The organism is Streptosporangium sp. NPDC000396, assembly GCF_042898655.1.
Taxonomy (GTDB): domain Bacteria; phylum Actinomycetota; class Actinomycetes; order Streptosporangiales; family Streptosporangiaceae; genus Streptosporangium.
The window spans coordinates 42,167-57,170 of record NZ_JBIAZA010000018.1 but is presented as its reverse complement, the minus strand read 5'-3'; the positions used below and the strand labels follow the sequence as shown (position 1 = coordinate 57,170).

Genomic DNA, 15,004 nt, shown 5'->3' with positions numbered 1-15,004 from the left:
TCGCCGAGCAGTCAGCGATCCACCGCTCCGGGGGCCTGCTGGAGGATCGCCGCCAGGGCCGTGCGGGAAGAGACCTCCAGCTTGCGGTAGATCCGGGAGAGATGGGCCTCCACCGTTCTGGGGCTGAGGTAGAGCCCATCTGCGATCTCTCTGGAACGCTTGCCGGCGGCGGCCAGTTCGGCGATCTCGCGCTCCCGTTCGCTGAGCAGGCTCAGCCGCCCTGGCCCGGACCCGGTCACAGCGGGGTCGGATCCGGCGGCGACCAGGAGTTTTCCCCGTACCCGCGCCGCTTCTTCCCGGACCCGTACCGCACCGTAGCTCCGGGACACGCGCACGGCCGAGTCCAGCCAGCTCAGCGCCGTTTCCTGGCCTCTGGCCGCTGCGGCCGAGCGCGCTCCGAGCACCAGTGTCCAGGCGTGCTGCACCGGCATTCCGGCGCGCCGGAAGCCTTCCGCCGACTCCTCGAACAGCTCGGCCGCCGCAGCGTGCTCACCATCCGCCAGATGGAGTACGGCCCACGCCCGGCGAGCGTGCGAACGCTGGACGGACAGCCCCAGCTGTTCGGCAATCGTCTCAGCGTCCCCGGCCCAGCGGCGGGCGGCATCACGGTCGCCGCATCGCAGCGCCGCCGTCGACAGGGTGGCCAGGATCTCGGGGCGGAGCTGCGGCTGGGCCAACGGCAGGCCCTCACCGCCCCCTTCCTCCAGGAGAATCCGCACGCATCCGTGGGCGTCTTTGCTCATCAGCCGGATCTGGCCCAGCTGCACGGCCACCGCACCCGCCCACCAGCCCTGACCGGGTGAGATGCTGCGCATCCCCTCTTCGGCGAGCGCGACGATCTCGGCGGTGTCTCGGTGGCTTCGCGCCCATATCAGCACCGCGGCGCGCATCGTCATGGCCAGCCCCACGGCGTCGTCCGCGCCGATGGAGCGAGCGAGCCGCTCGGCTTCCAGCGCCCACTGCTGCGCCTGGTCCAGTCGGCCGGTCCACTGACCGAGGAAGGAGAGCCCCAGAAAGTGGTGCATCGCCATGTGCTGCGCTCCACCGCTCGTGACCCTCAGCCCTCTGCTCAGGTGCCGGAAGGCGTCCGCAAAGCGCTCCAGGTAGATTTCGGCGCAGCCGATCATGGCGAGTGCTTCGGGGATGCGTGCCGCCGCGGCGTCGGGCAGTCCGTCGACCAGCCGGGCGCACCGCGTGACCTCGGGCATCCCGGTGTCCATCTTCCCGATGTAGACGTCACCGAAGGCGGAGAGCGCCCGCAGGCCCAGCCATGCGACATCGCTCGTCCCGTCCGCCGCACCCGCGACCTCGCGGACCAGTGCGCGCGCCTGACGGTAGGTACCGCGCAGCATGTGCACCAACCCGTACTTGAACGCCAGGTCGGCGGCTCCGGCCGGCAGCGGATCCGGCAGCGGCCTCGGCAGTGTTTCGAGCGCGACCTGTGCCACCGCCTCCGCTTCGTCGTACCGGCCCAGCAACCGCTCGATGTCGGCGCACACCGCATAGGCGTTCAGCCGCAAGTCCTCTGGAAGCCTTGAGTCGTCGCTCAGCACCTCGTGGACGAGGTCCCGGGCGTCCTCCAGCCGCCCGGCGGCGGTCAGGGCACGGCAGCAGTCGAGCATGAGCGTGACATGGGACGGAGTCGCCTTGCCCCCGTCCGGCAGAGACTCCAGTGCCAGGCTGAGCCATCGAGCGGCGGTGGCGGGCGACTCGGCGACGATCTCCATCGCACCTTCGGCCAGTACAGGGAGAGCCGCGGTGTCGTCCGCGCCCAGAACGTGCTCGGCGTGCCGGGCTCGCGCCACGGCCGATGCCCGCCGTACGGTGAGCAGTTCCAGCGCCCGGCGGTGGGCGGGCAACCTGAAGGAGAGAGCGGTGCGCTCATAGGCGACATGCCTCAGCACACGGCTGCGGAAGGCGAACCGCCCGCCCGAGGCGAGCGGGCGCACCAGGTCGCCGCAGGTGAGCTCGGAGAGTGCGTCAAGAGTCCGTTTCATGCCGAGTCCGGAGACGGCCGCAACGACCTCTAATCGGAACGGGTCGCCGAGTACGGCCGCCGCGCCGACCGTCATCGTCGCGTCCGGCGTGAGCGCGTCGAGTTCAGCGGTCAGCGTCGCCGCCTCCCGGAGGAGTGCGTCACGGTCGTTCCCGGGACAGTCCGGCCAGCTGTCGGAATGCCAGCCCGCCGCCGCGAGAATACGCAGGTTACGAGGGTTACCATCGCAAGCGGCATGCAGTTGCTCGGCGTATCGGCGGATATCGAAGTGCCGCTGCGAATCGGCGAGGACAGTGGGTTTCGCACCGGGGAAAGCGGGGGCCGGGCACGAGGCAGCGGGTGCGCCACCACCCATACGCCAGCTGTCGAGCAGAAGAGTCACCGCGTCGACGTCCAGCGGGGCCGGCTCGATCCGGATCACGGTTCCGGCCCGCGTGCCGTGGTCCAGCGCCTCCAACAGCACCGGCCGCATCTGCCGGGGGCGATGCGCCACGACGAGAACAAAGGGACCCGGTACCGGGGTGCGGATGAGCTGAACGGCGAGTTCGGCCGACTCCTCGTCGCACCAATGGAGGTCGTCCAGCATCAGAACACCGCCAGAGTCGGCCGTCCAATCCGCGAACAGCGTGCGGACCAGAAGTCCCGTCAGGAAGCGCGTCGGCACGGACGGGGGAGCCGCCTTGGAGAACGGGGGCGCTCCAGGATCGGCACGAAGACCCTCGCGCACGGCCTCGTCGCCGGACCAGGCACCCCAGGCGTCCCTGAACACATGGTAGGGAACCTCCGTACCCCGCACGGCGTGGGCGCGCAGCACGCGAACTCCGCTCCGGTCCGCCTGCGCCGCCAGAACACCCAGAAGGCTCGTCTTGCCGACTCCCGGGTCTCCGGCGATCTCCACGACGGTGCCTCGCCCAGCGGCGAGAGCCTTCATCACGTCCTTGAGCCGCGCGATCTCCGAACCACGCCCGACCAGTTGCTCGTGCGCTGGCACTGCGAACACGTATGCCCTCCCGGCTGTGTCCGTCGAGCCCCCGTGGCCGGAACGTAACCGGCCTCAATTGCTTGCCCCCATGGGAAGTAAGGCCGGAATTCGAACTCCCCCACCGACCCGCTCGCGCCCAAGCTTAGATCGAGTGAACGACATTTTCGGATGTGCCGGATAACGGCGATCTCGTCCCGGCCGCGGCGACCGTACCGAGCGCTCAGCAGCCGAGCCTGTTTACGGCTCGGCCGGGCCCGCCTCGGGGCGCAGCAGCGAGTAGAGAACCTGATCGTGCCAGCGCCCGCAACGCCACTGCGCCTGGCGTATGACGCCCTCCCGCTGGAACCCGGCCTTCTCCAGCGCGCGCTGCTCTGCCCGGTTGCCGCTGTCGGTGAAAGCCTGGATGCGATGGGCACGCGTGTGGTCGAACAGATAGGCGGCCAGCTGCCGCTGAGCCTCGGCCCCGATGCCACGTCCCTGGAAGCTCGGTCGCAGACCGATGGCGATCTCCCAGCACCACGAGGTGAGCGGTCGTCCCCAGGCTCTCTTGAACCACTCGACACGTCCGGTCACCTCGTCGCCCGAGCAGACGGTCAGCGTGCCGCCGTCGTCGCCCAGCAACCCCGTCTCGGCGAACGCGCGCCGCTCCCGGTCAGGGGTACGGTGGCCGAACCACTGATAGGGGCCCACACCCTCCGGGGTGTAGAACTCCGCCTCGAAAATCGCCAGATCCTCTTCAAGGACAGGACGCAGCGTCACTTGGTTCACGGGGATTCTCCCTGATCGGAATCAGGCGACACACCGTACCAAGATTGGCTGTCCCAACCACATCAGGGGAAAGCCACGGTCAGCGCCTCCACCCCTCAATGCCGATCTAGGGTGATCACATGCACAGGGAGCTTTCGGTCGCACTGGAACCGGTACTCCAGGATCTGGAGACGGGCTGTGCCGTGCCTCCCGACATCCGCGAGGCGGACCCCGGCTCCACCGCCTGGGAGGGGCTGGCCGAAGCCTGGCTTTTCGCTCCCGACGGCACCGGGCGCGGCATCTCCGTGGTGATCGGTCAGAGCAGGGCCGAGCAGGTCGCGTATCTGGCGGACCAGGTGCAGGAGTGGGCGGTGGAAGAACTGTGTTCCGCGGGCCTTCCCGCGGTGTGGCCGGAATGCCCGGCACACCGGAATTCGCATCCCCTGCTCGCCACGCTCCACAACGACGAGGCGATATGGGCCTGCCCGCGAACCCGTGAACCGATCGCTCCCATCGGCCGTCTGCCCGCCGTCGAATCCTGAATCACCTGAGCCGCCGTCACAAAACCAATATCTCGGCGGGGCGTTCCGGACGCTTTCCATAGGTCGTGAGATTTTCCGTGGGCCGCGAAATACGGCCGGGAGGCATGGCGTCCCTCACCGTGCGAACACGGTCAGGGACGCCCCGGCGACGAACCGCCGGAGCGGGCCACATTCACCCGGACGCCGGAGTGTAGGTGACGTGCGGCAGGCAGATGACCCGCTGTGCGCTGGTCAGCAGATCAGCAGATCAGCAGCAGGGAACCTTGCCGTTGACGGTCTTGGCGCCGATCCAGACGCCGTCCCCGCCGCAGCCGGGGTAGCAGCGGCCCTTGACGGGGGTCGCGTGCGCGGTCGCCTTACGGCCCATGAGAACGATGACCCGATCCGTGATGCCAGTGATGAGCTTCATCTCGAACACCTTTCGCTAGACGCAAAGTGGATCATCGTGAGTCTTACTTATATTAACGAAATAAGTCAATATTTCATGTGGTCACCCATTGTGACCGGCTTCCTCAAGTCGCATTTCGCGATTGTTTTTTCAGGTCGCGTCGCTGAGTCGCCTGATCACGACACCCCGCACACGGTCGATATCGACAAATCCCTCCTGCCGGGAATCCACGCTGTGTTCCGGGTTGTCACCGAGCAGTACCAGCCGGCCGTCGGGGACCGGGCTGCCGGCGGCCTCGGCCAGCGCGGGGCCAAGCCCGCCGGGCACCGGATCGCCCGGCACCGCGGCCACCCGTTTGATCAACAGCTGGCGGCCCTGCCGTCGTCGCCGCGGAACGCCTTCGTACTCGGGCAGCACCACGACGACCTGACCGGCCCGGATCCGCCGCGGCGCGACGGGTCTGGCCAGCACCTGGTCACCATCGGAGTAGGCCGACTCCATGCTCGGCCCGCTGACCGTCGCCACCACGAACCGCCGCATCCACCAGAAGGCTGTGGCGAAGACCCCGGCCAGGACCGCCGGCAACAGCAACCACCCCATGTCACACCGCCGTCTGCGATTGATATCCCGATGCCTGCAACGTGAACAGCCGCGCGTACTCACCGTCGGCGGCGACCAGTTCGTCATGGCTCCCCTCTTCCACGATCACACCGCCGGACAGCACCACGATGCGGTCCGCATCCCGTACCGCGCCGAGGCGATGGGAGATCAGCAGGCTCGTGAGGCCGCTCCGATACCCCTTGAGGCTCATGTGCACCTCATGCTCGGCGGCCGCGTCCAGCCCGGCGCTCGGCTCGTCGAGGATGACGAGATCGCGGTCGGCGCGCATGAAGGCGCGGGCCAGCGCGACGCGCTGGCGCTGGCCGCCCGAGAGGCTGACTCCGGGCATGTCCTTGCCGACGTCGCTGGTGAAGCGCCGGCCCAGCAGGGTCTGGTAGCCGTCCGGCAGCGCGGCGAGTGTGTCGTGTATTCCGGCGTGCCGGGCCGCCGCCTCGACGCGTTCGCGGTCGTGTAACGCGCCGAGGTCGCCGATGCCGATGTTCTCCGCCGCGTTCAGCTCGTAATCCATGTAGTCCTGGAACACGGCGCTGATCCGCTCGCGCAGCGCCTCGGGCGCGACCTCGCGGATGTCGACGCCGTCCCAGAGCACCGCACCCCGCGTCGGGTCGTAGAAGCGACACAGCAGCTTGACCAGCGTGGACTTCCCCGCGCCGTTGAGGCCTACCAGGGCGACCGCCTCGCCGTACGGGATCACCAGGTTCACCCCGCGCAGCACCCAGGGGTGCCTTTCGGAGTAGCGGAACCACACGTCCCGCAGCTCGATGCCCCGCGCCAGCCGCGGCAGAGCATCTGGCCTCGCGGCCACGGCCAGATCCGGCACACCTCGCAGCACCGCGAGATAGTGCTGGAACAGCAGCAGCGACTCGTGCGCTTTGGCGACCTCCTGCGCGACGGCGCCGAGCGCCGCCTGCACGCTCACGACCGCGGTGATGAACATCGCGACGTCGCCGACGGTCAACCGCCCGCCGAGCGCCGCGGTCACCGCCCACACCAGGCCCAGCGCCAGCACCGTGACACTCAGCAGGCCAAGGCCGGCCCGCACGAAGAACTCCCGGCGGTCGACCCGGCGCTGCGCCGCCTCGTGCGTCCGCCGCTCCGCCAGCATCCGGCCGCGTACGAACGCGCCGAGGCCGAGCAGGCGCACCTCCTTCGCGGCCCGCTCTGTCGCGAGCAGGTCGCGGTAGAAGATCTCTCGCCGTTCCGCCGGGGTGATCTCCCAGAACGCGGCCGCGCGGTGCTTGCCGAGCATGAGCTCGGCGGCGAGCACCGGGATGCCGGACAGCAGCACGATCCCCGCCATCAGCGGGCTCAGCACGACCACCAGCCCGAGCAGCCCGGAGACCGTGAGAACGCTGCGGGAGACGCCGAGGATGCCGTCGATCACCCGGTTCGGCCCGCGGCCGCCGGACTCGTCGGCGAGCTGCAGCCGGTCGAGGAAATCAGGATCCTCGAAGGGGGCGATGCCGGTGAGGCGCTCCACCGCGGTGAACAGCCGTTCTTTGGCGAGTGTGCCTATCTCGCGCTCCACCTCCGCGCGCAGGAAGGCACCGGCCGCGGTCAACGCCGCCGACCCGAGCACCATGGCCGCCAGCGCCGCCGCGAGACCGATCAGTCCGCCGAGGTGCCGGCCGCCGGTCAGGCCGTTGACGATCGCCCGGGTGAGCCACGCGGTGCCGACCGGCAACGCCGCCGACACCAGGGTCACGACGACGTAGAGCGCCAGCCGGCCGGGAGCCGCACGCGCTGCGAGCCTCGTCGCCTCGAGAATCCGGATCGGTACGCCGTCGGTTCCCGGCCGGGCCGTCATGATCTCGCCGGTGTCTTCAACCCGGGCTCGTACCCGCTGACCTGGATGGTGTGGTTGGGATTGAGAATGCAGAACGCCGGAGTCGCGTAGAGCTGGAAGGCCCGCTGCACGGGGCCCTGCTTCTCCTCCACCACGACCCGCGCCACCGGGTTGAGCTGGGAGGTCATCTCCACGGCCTGCTCGGGGGTGCCACGCACGACCGCGAGCACCTGCCGCCGTCCGGGCATCCGCTTCGCCTCGGCGATGAACGCCGGCAGATGCTCGTGGCAGACCTCGCAGTTCCAGTTGAAGAAGCCCACGTACATCTCACCGGTGAGCTCTTCCAGGGTCAGTCGCTCGCCGTCGAGCGTGGTCGTGGTGAAGTCATTGATCGCCGCACCGTTCGGCAGCATGGGCGGTGCCCCCGCCTCGACCTTCGCCAGTCGATCGGCCTGCTCCCTGACTTTGCCCAGCAGACCGACGGTGAGGAACAGATTGAGCAGCGAGATCACGGTGAGTACGACGACGAGAGCGAGCATGGGGTCTCCTTCCAGCGCTTTCTATCGCTTGGGTCCCGCGCCGCGCGGCGACGCGGGCGCGGATGTCGGCCTGAACAGCGCGACGATGTCGTCGAAGGCGGTCACGAGGGCGCCCAGGACGAGACCGGCCAGCGCACCGATCGCCGCCTCGCCGAGCTCGGCGTGCCCACCCGCCGCCGAGGCGGCCAGCCCGAGGAGCGTCACGGCGATGAGCAGCAGGTTGCGGACCACATGACCGGCACCCAGCGGTGTCTCGGACCGGCCGAAACACGCGCACGGTTCCTTGTTGCCCCGCTTGAGTGACATGGCGATGCCGACGGTGAAGGCGGTGAGGAGCCCGGCGGCCACGGCGAACCCGGCCATCCCCGGGACATTCGCCGGTACGGCCAGCAGCAGCACGATCACGACCTCGGCCGCCGCGGACACCAGCGCCGCCGGCCGTACCAGCCCCTCCGGCACCACCTCCATCCGGCGCAGCGACCACACAAAGGCGTTGAACCGTCTCCGTCCGCTCAACTTGTTGACAGCGGCGACAGCGAAAACGACGCCGATCAGGAACCGGCAACCGACGGCCAGATAAACCACGGCACTGCCTTTACTGAATGGGGGACGAAAGCCCGAAATATAGCAGTAACCGGTGTTAATGATCTATCTCTGATCCGGCCCGTGAAGGTTGCCGAAATCCGCCGCGCGCCGCCGCCGTCCCGGTGACACCCCAGCTCAGCAGCCTTTTCTCCACACAGCAACGGCCGGCACGACCTCGTCGCCGGGCCACCGAAGTAGCGCCGGAAAGACACCCGCCATTGTTACGCCATGTCCATAATCCTTTACGTGATGCTGTCAAGGACGGAGACTTCGGCTTCCTTATCGGCGTGAAAGAGAGCGGGTCCGGCTTTCCGGCTCACGGTGTCAGGGCTGACGATCCTCAAGTTTCGCCAGCATCGCACGCAGCCAGCGAAACTCGGCTTCGCCGGTCGCCCTGGCGATCGCCAGGATTCCCTGTCGGAACGGATCCTCCACATCCTCGGCGCGAACGGGCCGGCCGTCTTCGTAGAAGAAGCTGCTCGGCTGTTCCAGGAACGCCAGCCGCCGTCTCAACACCGCGGCCTGCGCCTCCGGGTCTCCCAGGGCACGCAGGAAGGCCAGCAGCACGAACCAGCGGTTCTCGTCGCTGATGTCCAGCTCTCCCGGCTCCCGCAGCCGCCGCAGCAGTTCCCGCTCGCCGGCGGAGGAGAGGTGCAGCATGTGACGCGGGGCGGCCGCCGCACCCGCCTGGGTCTCGCGCGTCAGCCAGCCCGCCGTCTCCATGCGCTTGATCGCCGGGTAAAGAGTGCCGTCGGCGATCGGACGCACGTGGCCGGTCAGCGCCGCCACCCGCTTGCGCAGCTCATAGCCGTGCAGGGGCCGCTCATGAAGATAACCGAGGATCGCCAGCTCAAGCATGCCATCGAGCATAACCTCTTGCCGTTATACATCGATACCGATATACATTCTCGTCGATACCTCGGCGACAGGAGAGATTAAGCATGCGTGACACCCAGGTCCATCCGAGCGGCGCCCGGATGCGCTGGCTGGAACTTCCCGGAGCCGAGCCCGCCCGCGTCTACGTTCACGGTCTCGGTTCCATGTCCGCTCCGTACTTCGCGCGGGTGGCGAGCGATCCGCTGCTCGCGGGTCACCGGTCGCTCCTCGTCGACCTGCTCGGTTTCGGTCTCAGCGACCGTCCCGCCGACTTCGGGTACACCATGGAGGAGCACGCCGACACCCTCGCGACGGTCCTGAGAACCGCGGGGGCGGCCGGAGCCCAACTGATCGCCCACAGCATGGGCGGGGCCGTCGCCATCCTCCTGGCCGGCCGCCACCCTGACCTGGTCTCCAACCTCATCCTGATCGACACCGGCCTCGACCCGGTCCCACCGGCTCCCGGCAGTCCCGGCAGCAGTGGCATCACCGCCTACACCGAGGAAGACTTCCTGCGGTACGGCAGGCGCGAGGTCCGGGACCGCGTCGGCCCGCACTGGTGGTCGACCATGCGCCTGGCCGACCCCCGGGCCCTCCACCGCAGCGCCGCGAGCCGGGCGCGCGGCACCACGCCGACCCTGCGCGAGCTGCTGCTCCGGCTGGAGATTCCTCGCGCCTTCCTCTACCCCGCCCAGGACGGCCCACCCCTGGGCGCCGGCGAGCTTCGGTCTTCCGGCGTCCGGGTCGTGCCGATCGCCGACAGCGGGCACAACATCACACTCGACAACCCCGAAGCCTTCGTCCGCGTCACCTCGGAACTGCTCGGCCCGTGAGCCTGCCGACGGGGGCGACACTCGCTGTGGCGGAAAGCAGCTGATCGTCTCCGGGGGTGGTCCCGCGGGCCCTCCATCCGGCGTCGGAGGAGGTCATCGGCTGATCCCGGCCGTGGAGGCCGGCTCAGGCGACCTCGACCTCGATGGTGTGCCAGCCGGTGGCGCCGTCGGGGGCCACCGGGGCGCGGTCGGCGACCTGCGTGTAACCGGTGGCGTCCGTGGCCCGCACCTCGATGGTGTGCCTGCCCGGGGTGGCGTCCCAGTCGTCGATCACCCACTGGCGCCAGGTGTCGGCGGTCGGCGCCTCGGCCAGCCGGGCCTGGCGCCATCGCCCCCTGTCGATCCGGATCTCGACCGCGTCCACTCCCTTGTGCTGCGCCCAGGCCACACCCGCGATCACGGTACGGCCCGCCGCGACGCGGGCGCCGTCCTTCGGCAGGTCGATGCGCGACTGGGTCTTGATCGGCCCCCTGGCGGACCATCCCCTGGGCGTCCAGTAGGCCTCGTCCTGGTCGAACCGGGTGACCTTGATCTCCGTCACCCATTTGGTGGCCGAGACGTAGCCGTAGAGGCCGGGGACGACCTGGCGGACCGGGAAGCCGTGGTCGATCGGGAGCGCCTCGCCGTTCATCGCGAAGGCCAGCAGCGCGTCACGGCCGTCGAGGACGACGTCGACCGGGGTGCCGCAGGTCCAGCCGTCCGCGGAGGTGCTGAGCAGCATGTCGGCGCCCCTGTGCACCCCCGCGTCGCGCAGGACGTCGGCCAGGCGGACGCCCAGCCAGCGGGCGTTGCCGATGTACGGCCCGCCGACCTCGTTGGAGACGCAGCACAGCGTGATGTCGGCCTCGACCGGGGGGCGTTTCATCAGGTCGGCGAAGGTGAGCTCGACGGGCCTGTCCACCATGCCGTGAATCTTGAGAGTCCAGCTGCGAGGGTCCACCTGCGGCACCGCGAGGGCGGTGTCCACCCGGTAGAAGTCCTGGTTCGGGGTGACGAACGACGACAGCCCCCCGATCTTCAGGTCGGCACCGGCCGGGAGCGGGACGGCCGGAGAGGAGGGGCGAGGCAGCGCCAGGCCGACCCGGGCCGCGTCCACCTGCGCTCGTCCCGACAGCGCCCGCCCGATCACACCGGCCGTTCCGGCGACGACGACGCCACCGAGCACCCCGGTCAGCAACCCTCGCCTGTCGAACGCGTGAAGGTCCTGCTCCGCCCGCATGATCGGGGGCATCTGAGCCTCGGACCGCTCGCTCACCTCCGGGGTTCCGCCGCGGGGGCGAGCGTCGTGCCCGCCGTCCGGTGAGCGCTCCGCGGAGAGGTCGCCCGCCGGACGTGCGGCGACCGCGACGGAGGAACGGGGCGAGCCGGGAGGCATGGCCCGTCTCATGAGGCGGTGGAGGGCGAACACGGCGGCGGCGACGCCCGCCACGGTGGGGACGACGTCCACCGGACCGGCGTCGGGGCGGGTCAGGACGGCGAGGATGCCGACACCGCCGAAAGCGGCCAGGCCTGCCAGGCCGTACCGGATGTCACGGGCGGCCAGGACGCCGACGGCGGCGGCGATCGCGGCGAGGACCAGGAAGATGCCCGCCAGCAGGACGGTCTTGTCGTTCTCCCCGAAGGTGCGGATCGCCCACTCCTTCAGCCCGGCCGGGGTGAGGTCGACGACGGCGTCACCGACCGCGACGACCGGGAAGGCGGAGGCCTTCACCAGACCCGCGGCCAGCAGTGACACCCCGACCGCCACCGCGCCGGACACCAGGCCGATCAGCGCCGCCGCCCACGAGGGCACGCGCGTGTTGCTCTCCATGTTCCGACGCTACGCCTCTCGCGGAGGCAGGATCTTACGCGCCGATTACGAACGCCGGTACGGCCCGCGCCTCACGCGGGCGCCCCGGGACGGAGACCACCCGCGCGAGGGTCTCCCAGGGTCTGGGCGACCGCGGTAGGCGGAAAGATCCACAGAACAGACCCTAACCGAGCACGTCGGCGAGGATGGGGACCAGGGCCCGGAAGGCGCGGCCCCGGTGGCTGATGGCGTCCTTCTCCTGCGCCGACATCTCGGCGGTCGTCCGGCTCTCTCCCTCGGGCACGAAGATCGGGTCATAGCCGAAGCCGTTGGTGCCGCGCGGCGCATCGATGATCATGCCGTGCAGCTTCCCGTCGGCCACCCGCTCCTCCCCTGACGGCAGGGCCAGCGCCGCGGTGCACGTGAAATACGCGCCTCGATGTTCTTGGGGCACATCGGACACCTGCGCGAGCAGCAGTTCCAGGTTCGCCCGGTCGTCGCCGTGCCTGCCCGACCAGCGGGCGGAGAAGATCCCCGGCATGCCGTTCAGCACGTTCACGCACAGGCCCGAGTCGTCGGCGATGGCGGGCAGGCCGGACTGCCGGGCGACCGCGTGGGCCTTCAGCAGGGCGTTCTCGGCGAAGGTCAGGCCGGTCTCGGCGACGTCGCCGATCTCCGGGAACTCCTCCAGGCCGACGATCTCGACCGGCACCGAGGCGTCGGCCAGGATGCGGCGGAGCTCCACGATCTTTCCGGCGTTCCGGGTGGCCAGGACCACCCTGTTCGCGACCGAACTCCCCCGGGCACCCGCGGGGCCGACCTGCTCGGCGCTCATGCCAGCGACTCCCGCTGCAGGCGGGTCAGCTCCGCGCACCCGGCGATGCCGAGGTCGAGCAACTCGTTCAGCGCGTCCCGCTTGAACGGCTTGCCCTCGGCGGTGCCCTGGACCTCCACGAAGTCACCGGACCCGGTCATCACCACGTTCATGTCCGTCTCGGCGGCGACGTCCTCGACGTAACAGAGGTCCAGCATGGGTGTGGAGGCGACGACGCCGACCGACACGGCCGCGACCGAGTTGATCAGCGGGTCGCCCTTGCACATCTTCCGCTCCCGCATCCACCGCACGGCATCCACCAGCGCCACGTAGGCGCCGGTGATGGCGGCGGTGCGAGTGCCGCCGTCGGCCTGGAGCACGTCGCAGTCGATGAGGATCGAGTTCTCGCCAAGGGTCTTGTAGTCGACGCAGGCCCGCAGGGACCGGCCGATCAGGCGGGAGATCTCGTGCGTCCGGCCGCCGATCCTGCCGCGCACCGACTCGCGGTCGTTACGGGTGTTGGTGGCCCTGGGCAGCATGGCGTATTCGGCGGTGACCCACCCCTGGCCGCTTCCCCGGCGCCAGCGGGGCACGCTGTCCTGCACGGAGGCGGCGCAGAGCACCTTGGTGCCGCCGAACTCGACGAGCACCGAGCCCTCGGCATGCGCGAGCCAGCCACGGGTGATGGTGACGGGGCGAAGTTGATCGGGAGAACGTCCATCTGCACGAGCCATGAACATCACCCTAGGTCATAGAGGGCCCCACTTCGCGCGAGCTCGATCCGCCCCCCGAAACCGCCTCGTGAGGCGTCCTGAAGGATCTGCCGGTGGTCGTACCAGGGGACGAGGTGGGTCAGCACCAGCGTGTCCACATCCGCCTTCGCCGCGTGCTCGGCGGCCTGGCGACCGGTCAGGTGCAGGTCGGTGGGGAGGTTGGGCTTGTCCAGGAACGAGGCCTCGCACAGGAGCACATCCGCCCCCGAGGCGAGTTTGACCAGTTCGGCGGACTCCCCCGTGTCGCCCGAGTAGGCCACCGAGCGCCCGCCGTAGGAGACCCGGAACCCGTAGGTCTCGACCGGGTGGTTCATCGGCGCGGCCGTCACCTCGAACGGGCCCACCTCGAACACGCCCGGCGACAGCCGTACGAAGTCGAAGGCCGTCTCAAGCCCCGGCTCGTCGGGCATGCCGTAGGCGGCGGCCAGGCGCCGGGGCGCGTCGGCCGGGGCGTGAACCGGGACGCGGGGAAGCGGGCCCTGCGGGGAGTAGGTGCGCACCACGTGGTAGGAACACATGTCCAGGCAGTGGTCGGCGTGCAGGTGGGACAGGCAGATCGCGTCCACGTCGTAGAGGCCGATATGTCGCTGGAGCGCGCCCAGCGCGCCGTTGCCGAAGTCCAGCAGCATGCGAAAACCCTCGGCTTCCAGCAGATAGCACGAGGCGGGGCTGTCCGGGCCGGGAAAACTCCCCGAGCATCCGATGATCGTCAATTTCACGGCGACCTCCTCCTACTTTCTACGGTGCGACGCCTTCTCACGTGGCGGCACCGCGCGTCGCGGCCCAGGTGCCGGTAACCGGCCTCTTCCCTCGTCACTCATCCGCCGTGCCCCTTCACTCATCGGCCCAGACCGCCGGAGCGCCCTCGTGGTGACCGTTGGTGGGGGCGTCTCCCACCAGCGCGAGCTCGACCGCCTGGATCTCCGGTCCGAGGAACCGCTGCCCGAGCTGTTCGAAGAGAACGGTGTCGCCGGTGGCGCCGAACCGGTGCCGGGGAGTGCCGCCCTCGGCGGCCAGTCCCCGGTCGTGCAGGATCCGGTAGACGTCCTTGGCCGTCTCGTCGGCGCTGGACACCAGCGTGACGCCGTTTCCCGCGACGTAGGAAATCGCCCCGGTGAGCAGCGGATAGTGCGTGCACCCCAGGATCAGCGTGTCGCACCCGTTGTCCAGCACCGGCTTCAGGTAATCGCGGATGACCTCGATGAGCTCATCGCTCATCGTCTCCCCCCGCTCCACGAACTCCACCAGCCGGGGTGCCGCCACTCCGGTCAGCAGAACGTCGGGAGCGGCGGCGAACGCGTCCTGATAGGCCATCGACTCGATCGTGGCCCGGGTCCCGATCACCCCGACCCGGCCGTTGCGGGTGGCTCGCGCGGCCCGCCGCGCCGCCGGTTGGATCACCTCGACGACCGGCACGTCATAGCGCTCGCGCGCGTCCCGCAGCACCGCCGAACTGGCGCTGTTGCAGGCGATCACCAGCATCTTGACGTCGTGCTCGACGAGATGATCCATCACCTCCAGCGCGTAGGCGCGGAGCTGCGCGATGGTCTTGGGCCCGTACGGCTGCCGCGCGGTGTCGGCGACGTAGAAGATCGACTCGTTGGGCAGCTGATCGATGATCGCCCTGGCCACGGTGAGGCCGCCGACCCCACTGTCAAAGATTCCGATGCTCGATTGCGACACGGTTCCCAAGGTTAGGCGACCAGGGACGACCTCTCACGGTAAGAATGCTC

At 69.5% G+C, this 15,004-nt stretch carries 15 protein-coding genes; 2 read left to right on the top strand and 13 right to left on the bottom strand.

Annotation, left to right across the window (positions count from 1 at the left end; all coding sequences use genetic code 11):
- Positions 1-11: 11 nt before the first annotated feature.
- Together ACFY2X_RS27510 and ACFY2X_RS27505 are read right to left on the bottom strand one after the other, a co-directional pair.
- Positions 12-2,996, bottom strand: a complete 2,985-nt coding sequence (locus tag ACFY2X_RS27510; protein WP_389943138.1) for an AAA family ATPase — start codon at positions 2,994-2,996, stop codon at positions 12-14.
- 219 nt (positions 2,997-3,215) lie between these two features.
- Positions 3,216-3,746, bottom strand: coding sequence for a GNAT family N-acetyltransferase (locus tag ACFY2X_RS27505; protein WP_389943135.1), 531 nt, complete (start codon positions 3,744-3,746; stop codon positions 3,216-3,218).
- 119 nt (positions 3,747-3,865) lie between these two features.
- Between ACFY2X_RS27505 and ACFY2X_RS27500 the strand changes: the two genes are divergently transcribed.
- On the top strand, positions 3,866-4,267 hold the full coding sequence (locus ACFY2X_RS27500; protein WP_389943133.1) for a hypothetical protein: 402 nt from the start codon (positions 3,866-3,868) through the stop codon (positions 4,265-4,267).
- Between the two features lie 247 nt (positions 4,268-4,514).
- Here ACFY2X_RS27500 and ACFY2X_RS27495 read toward each other — a convergent pair whose 3' ends face one another.
- The 6 genes from ACFY2X_RS27495 to ACFY2X_RS27470 form a co-directional block, all read right to left on the bottom strand.
- A complete protein-coding gene (locus tag ACFY2X_RS27495) occupies positions 4,515-4,676 on the bottom strand; it encodes a hypothetical protein (RefSeq protein WP_389943130.1) in 162 nt (53 codons plus the stop codon).
- A 129-nt stretch (positions 4,677-4,805) separates the two neighbouring features.
- A complete protein-coding gene (locus ACFY2X_RS27490; protein WP_389943127.1) occupies positions 4,806-5,255 on the bottom strand; it encodes a S26 family signal peptidase in 450 nt (149 codons plus the stop codon).
- Between the two features lies 1 nt (position 5,256).
- Positions 5,257-7,083 (bottom strand): ABC transporter ATP-binding protein, encoded by a 1,827-nt coding sequence (locus tag ACFY2X_RS27485; protein WP_389943124.1) that lies wholly within the window; start codon positions 7,081-7,083, stop codon positions 5,257-5,259.
- Positions 7,080-7,601, bottom strand: coding sequence for a TlpA disulfide reductase family protein (locus ACFY2X_RS27480; RefSeq protein ID WP_389943121.1), 522 nt, complete (start codon positions 7,599-7,601; stop codon positions 7,080-7,082). Before ACFY2X_RS27480 ends, ACFY2X_RS27485 begins: the two co-directional genes overlap by 4 nt.
- 21 nt (positions 7,602-7,622) lie before the next feature.
- A complete protein-coding gene (locus ACFY2X_RS27475; protein WP_389943118.1) occupies positions 7,623-8,186 on the bottom strand; it encodes a MauE/DoxX family redox-associated membrane protein in 564 nt (187 codons plus the stop codon).
- A gap of 324 nt (positions 8,187-8,510) precedes the next feature.
- Complete coding sequence (locus ACFY2X_RS27470; RefSeq protein WP_389943115.1) at positions 8,511-9,044, bottom strand: PadR family transcriptional regulator; 534 nt, start codon at positions 9,042-9,044, stop codon at positions 8,511-8,513.
- Between the two features lie 83 nt (positions 9,045-9,127).
- On the opposite strand from ACFY2X_RS27470, the gene ACFY2X_RS27465 reads away from it, so the two are divergent.
- Entirely contained in the window at positions 9,128-9,895 is a 768-nt protein-coding gene (locus ACFY2X_RS27465) for an alpha/beta fold hydrolase (protein ID WP_389943112.1), read from the top strand.
- Between the two features lie 124 nt (positions 9,896-10,019).
- Here the strand turns inward: ACFY2X_RS27465 and ACFY2X_RS27460 are convergent, their stop codons facing one another.
- The 5 genes from ACFY2X_RS27460 to murI form a co-directional block, all read right to left on the bottom strand.
- On the bottom strand, positions 10,020-11,705 hold the full coding sequence (locus tag ACFY2X_RS27460; protein WP_389943109.1) for a molybdopterin-dependent oxidoreductase: 1,686 nt from the start codon (positions 11,703-11,705) through the stop codon (positions 10,020-10,022).
- A 163-nt stretch (positions 11,706-11,868) separates the two neighbouring features.
- Positions 11,869-12,519, bottom strand: a complete 651-nt coding sequence (locus tag ACFY2X_RS27455; protein ID WP_389943106.1) for an XTP/dITP diphosphatase — start codon at positions 12,517-12,519, stop codon at positions 11,869-11,871.
- A complete protein-coding gene (gene rph / locus ACFY2X_RS27450; protein WP_389943103.1) occupies positions 12,516-13,232 on the bottom strand; it encodes a ribonuclease PH in 717 nt (238 codons plus the stop codon). Before rph ends, ACFY2X_RS27455 begins: the two co-directional genes overlap by 4 nt.
- Positions 13,233-13,237: 5 nt before the next feature.
- Positions 13,238-13,990 (bottom strand): MBL fold metallo-hydrolase, encoded by a 753-nt coding sequence (locus ACFY2X_RS27445; RefSeq protein WP_389943100.1) that lies wholly within the window; start codon positions 13,988-13,990, stop codon positions 13,238-13,240.
- A gap of 115 nt (positions 13,991-14,105) precedes the next feature.
- Positions 14,106-14,954 (bottom strand): glutamate racemase, encoded by an 849-nt coding sequence (gene murI, locus ACFY2X_RS27440; protein WP_389943097.1) that lies wholly within the window; start codon positions 14,952-14,954, stop codon positions 14,106-14,108.
- Between the last annotated feature and the right edge of the window lie 50 nt (positions 14,955-15,004).

Coding starts and splice junctions, on each gene's coding strand:
- ACFY2X_RS27490 (WP_389943127.1), bottom strand. CDS start 5,255: ATGGGGTGGTTGCTGTTGCCGGCGGTCCTGGCCGGGGTCTTCGCCACA.
- ACFY2X_RS27465 (WP_389943112.1), top strand. CDS start 9,128: ATGCGTGACACCCAGGTCCATCCGAGCGGCGCCCGGATGCGCTGGCTG.
- rph (WP_389943103.1), bottom strand. CDS start 13,232: ATGGCTCGTGCAGATGGACGTTCTCCCGATCAACTTCGCCCCGTCACC.
- ACFY2X_RS27485 (WP_389943124.1), bottom strand. CDS start 7,083: ATGACGGCCCGGCCGGGAACCGACGGCGTACCGATCCGGATTCTCGAG.
- ACFY2X_RS27455 (WP_389943106.1), bottom strand. CDS start 12,519: ATGAGCGCCGAGCAGGTCGGCCCCGCGGGTGCCCGGGGGAGTTCGGTC.
- ACFY2X_RS27500 (WP_389943133.1), top strand. CDS start 3,866: ATGCACAGGGAGCTTTCGGTCGCACTGGAACCGGTACTCCAGGATCTG.
- ACFY2X_RS27460 (WP_389943109.1), bottom strand. CDS start 11,705: ATGGAGAGCAACACGCGCGTGCCCTCGTGGGCGGCGGCGCTGATCGGC.
- ACFY2X_RS27470 (WP_389943115.1), bottom strand. CDS start 9,044: ATGCTTGAGCTGGCGATCCTCGGTTATCTTCATGAGCGGCCCCTGCAC.
- ACFY2X_RS27495 (WP_389943130.1), bottom strand. CDS start 4,676: ATGAAGCTCATCACTGGCATCACGGATCGGGTCATCGTTCTCATGGGC.
- ACFY2X_RS27480 (WP_389943121.1), bottom strand. CDS start 7,601: ATGCTCGCTCTCGTCGTCGTACTCACCGTGATCTCGCTGCTCAATCTG.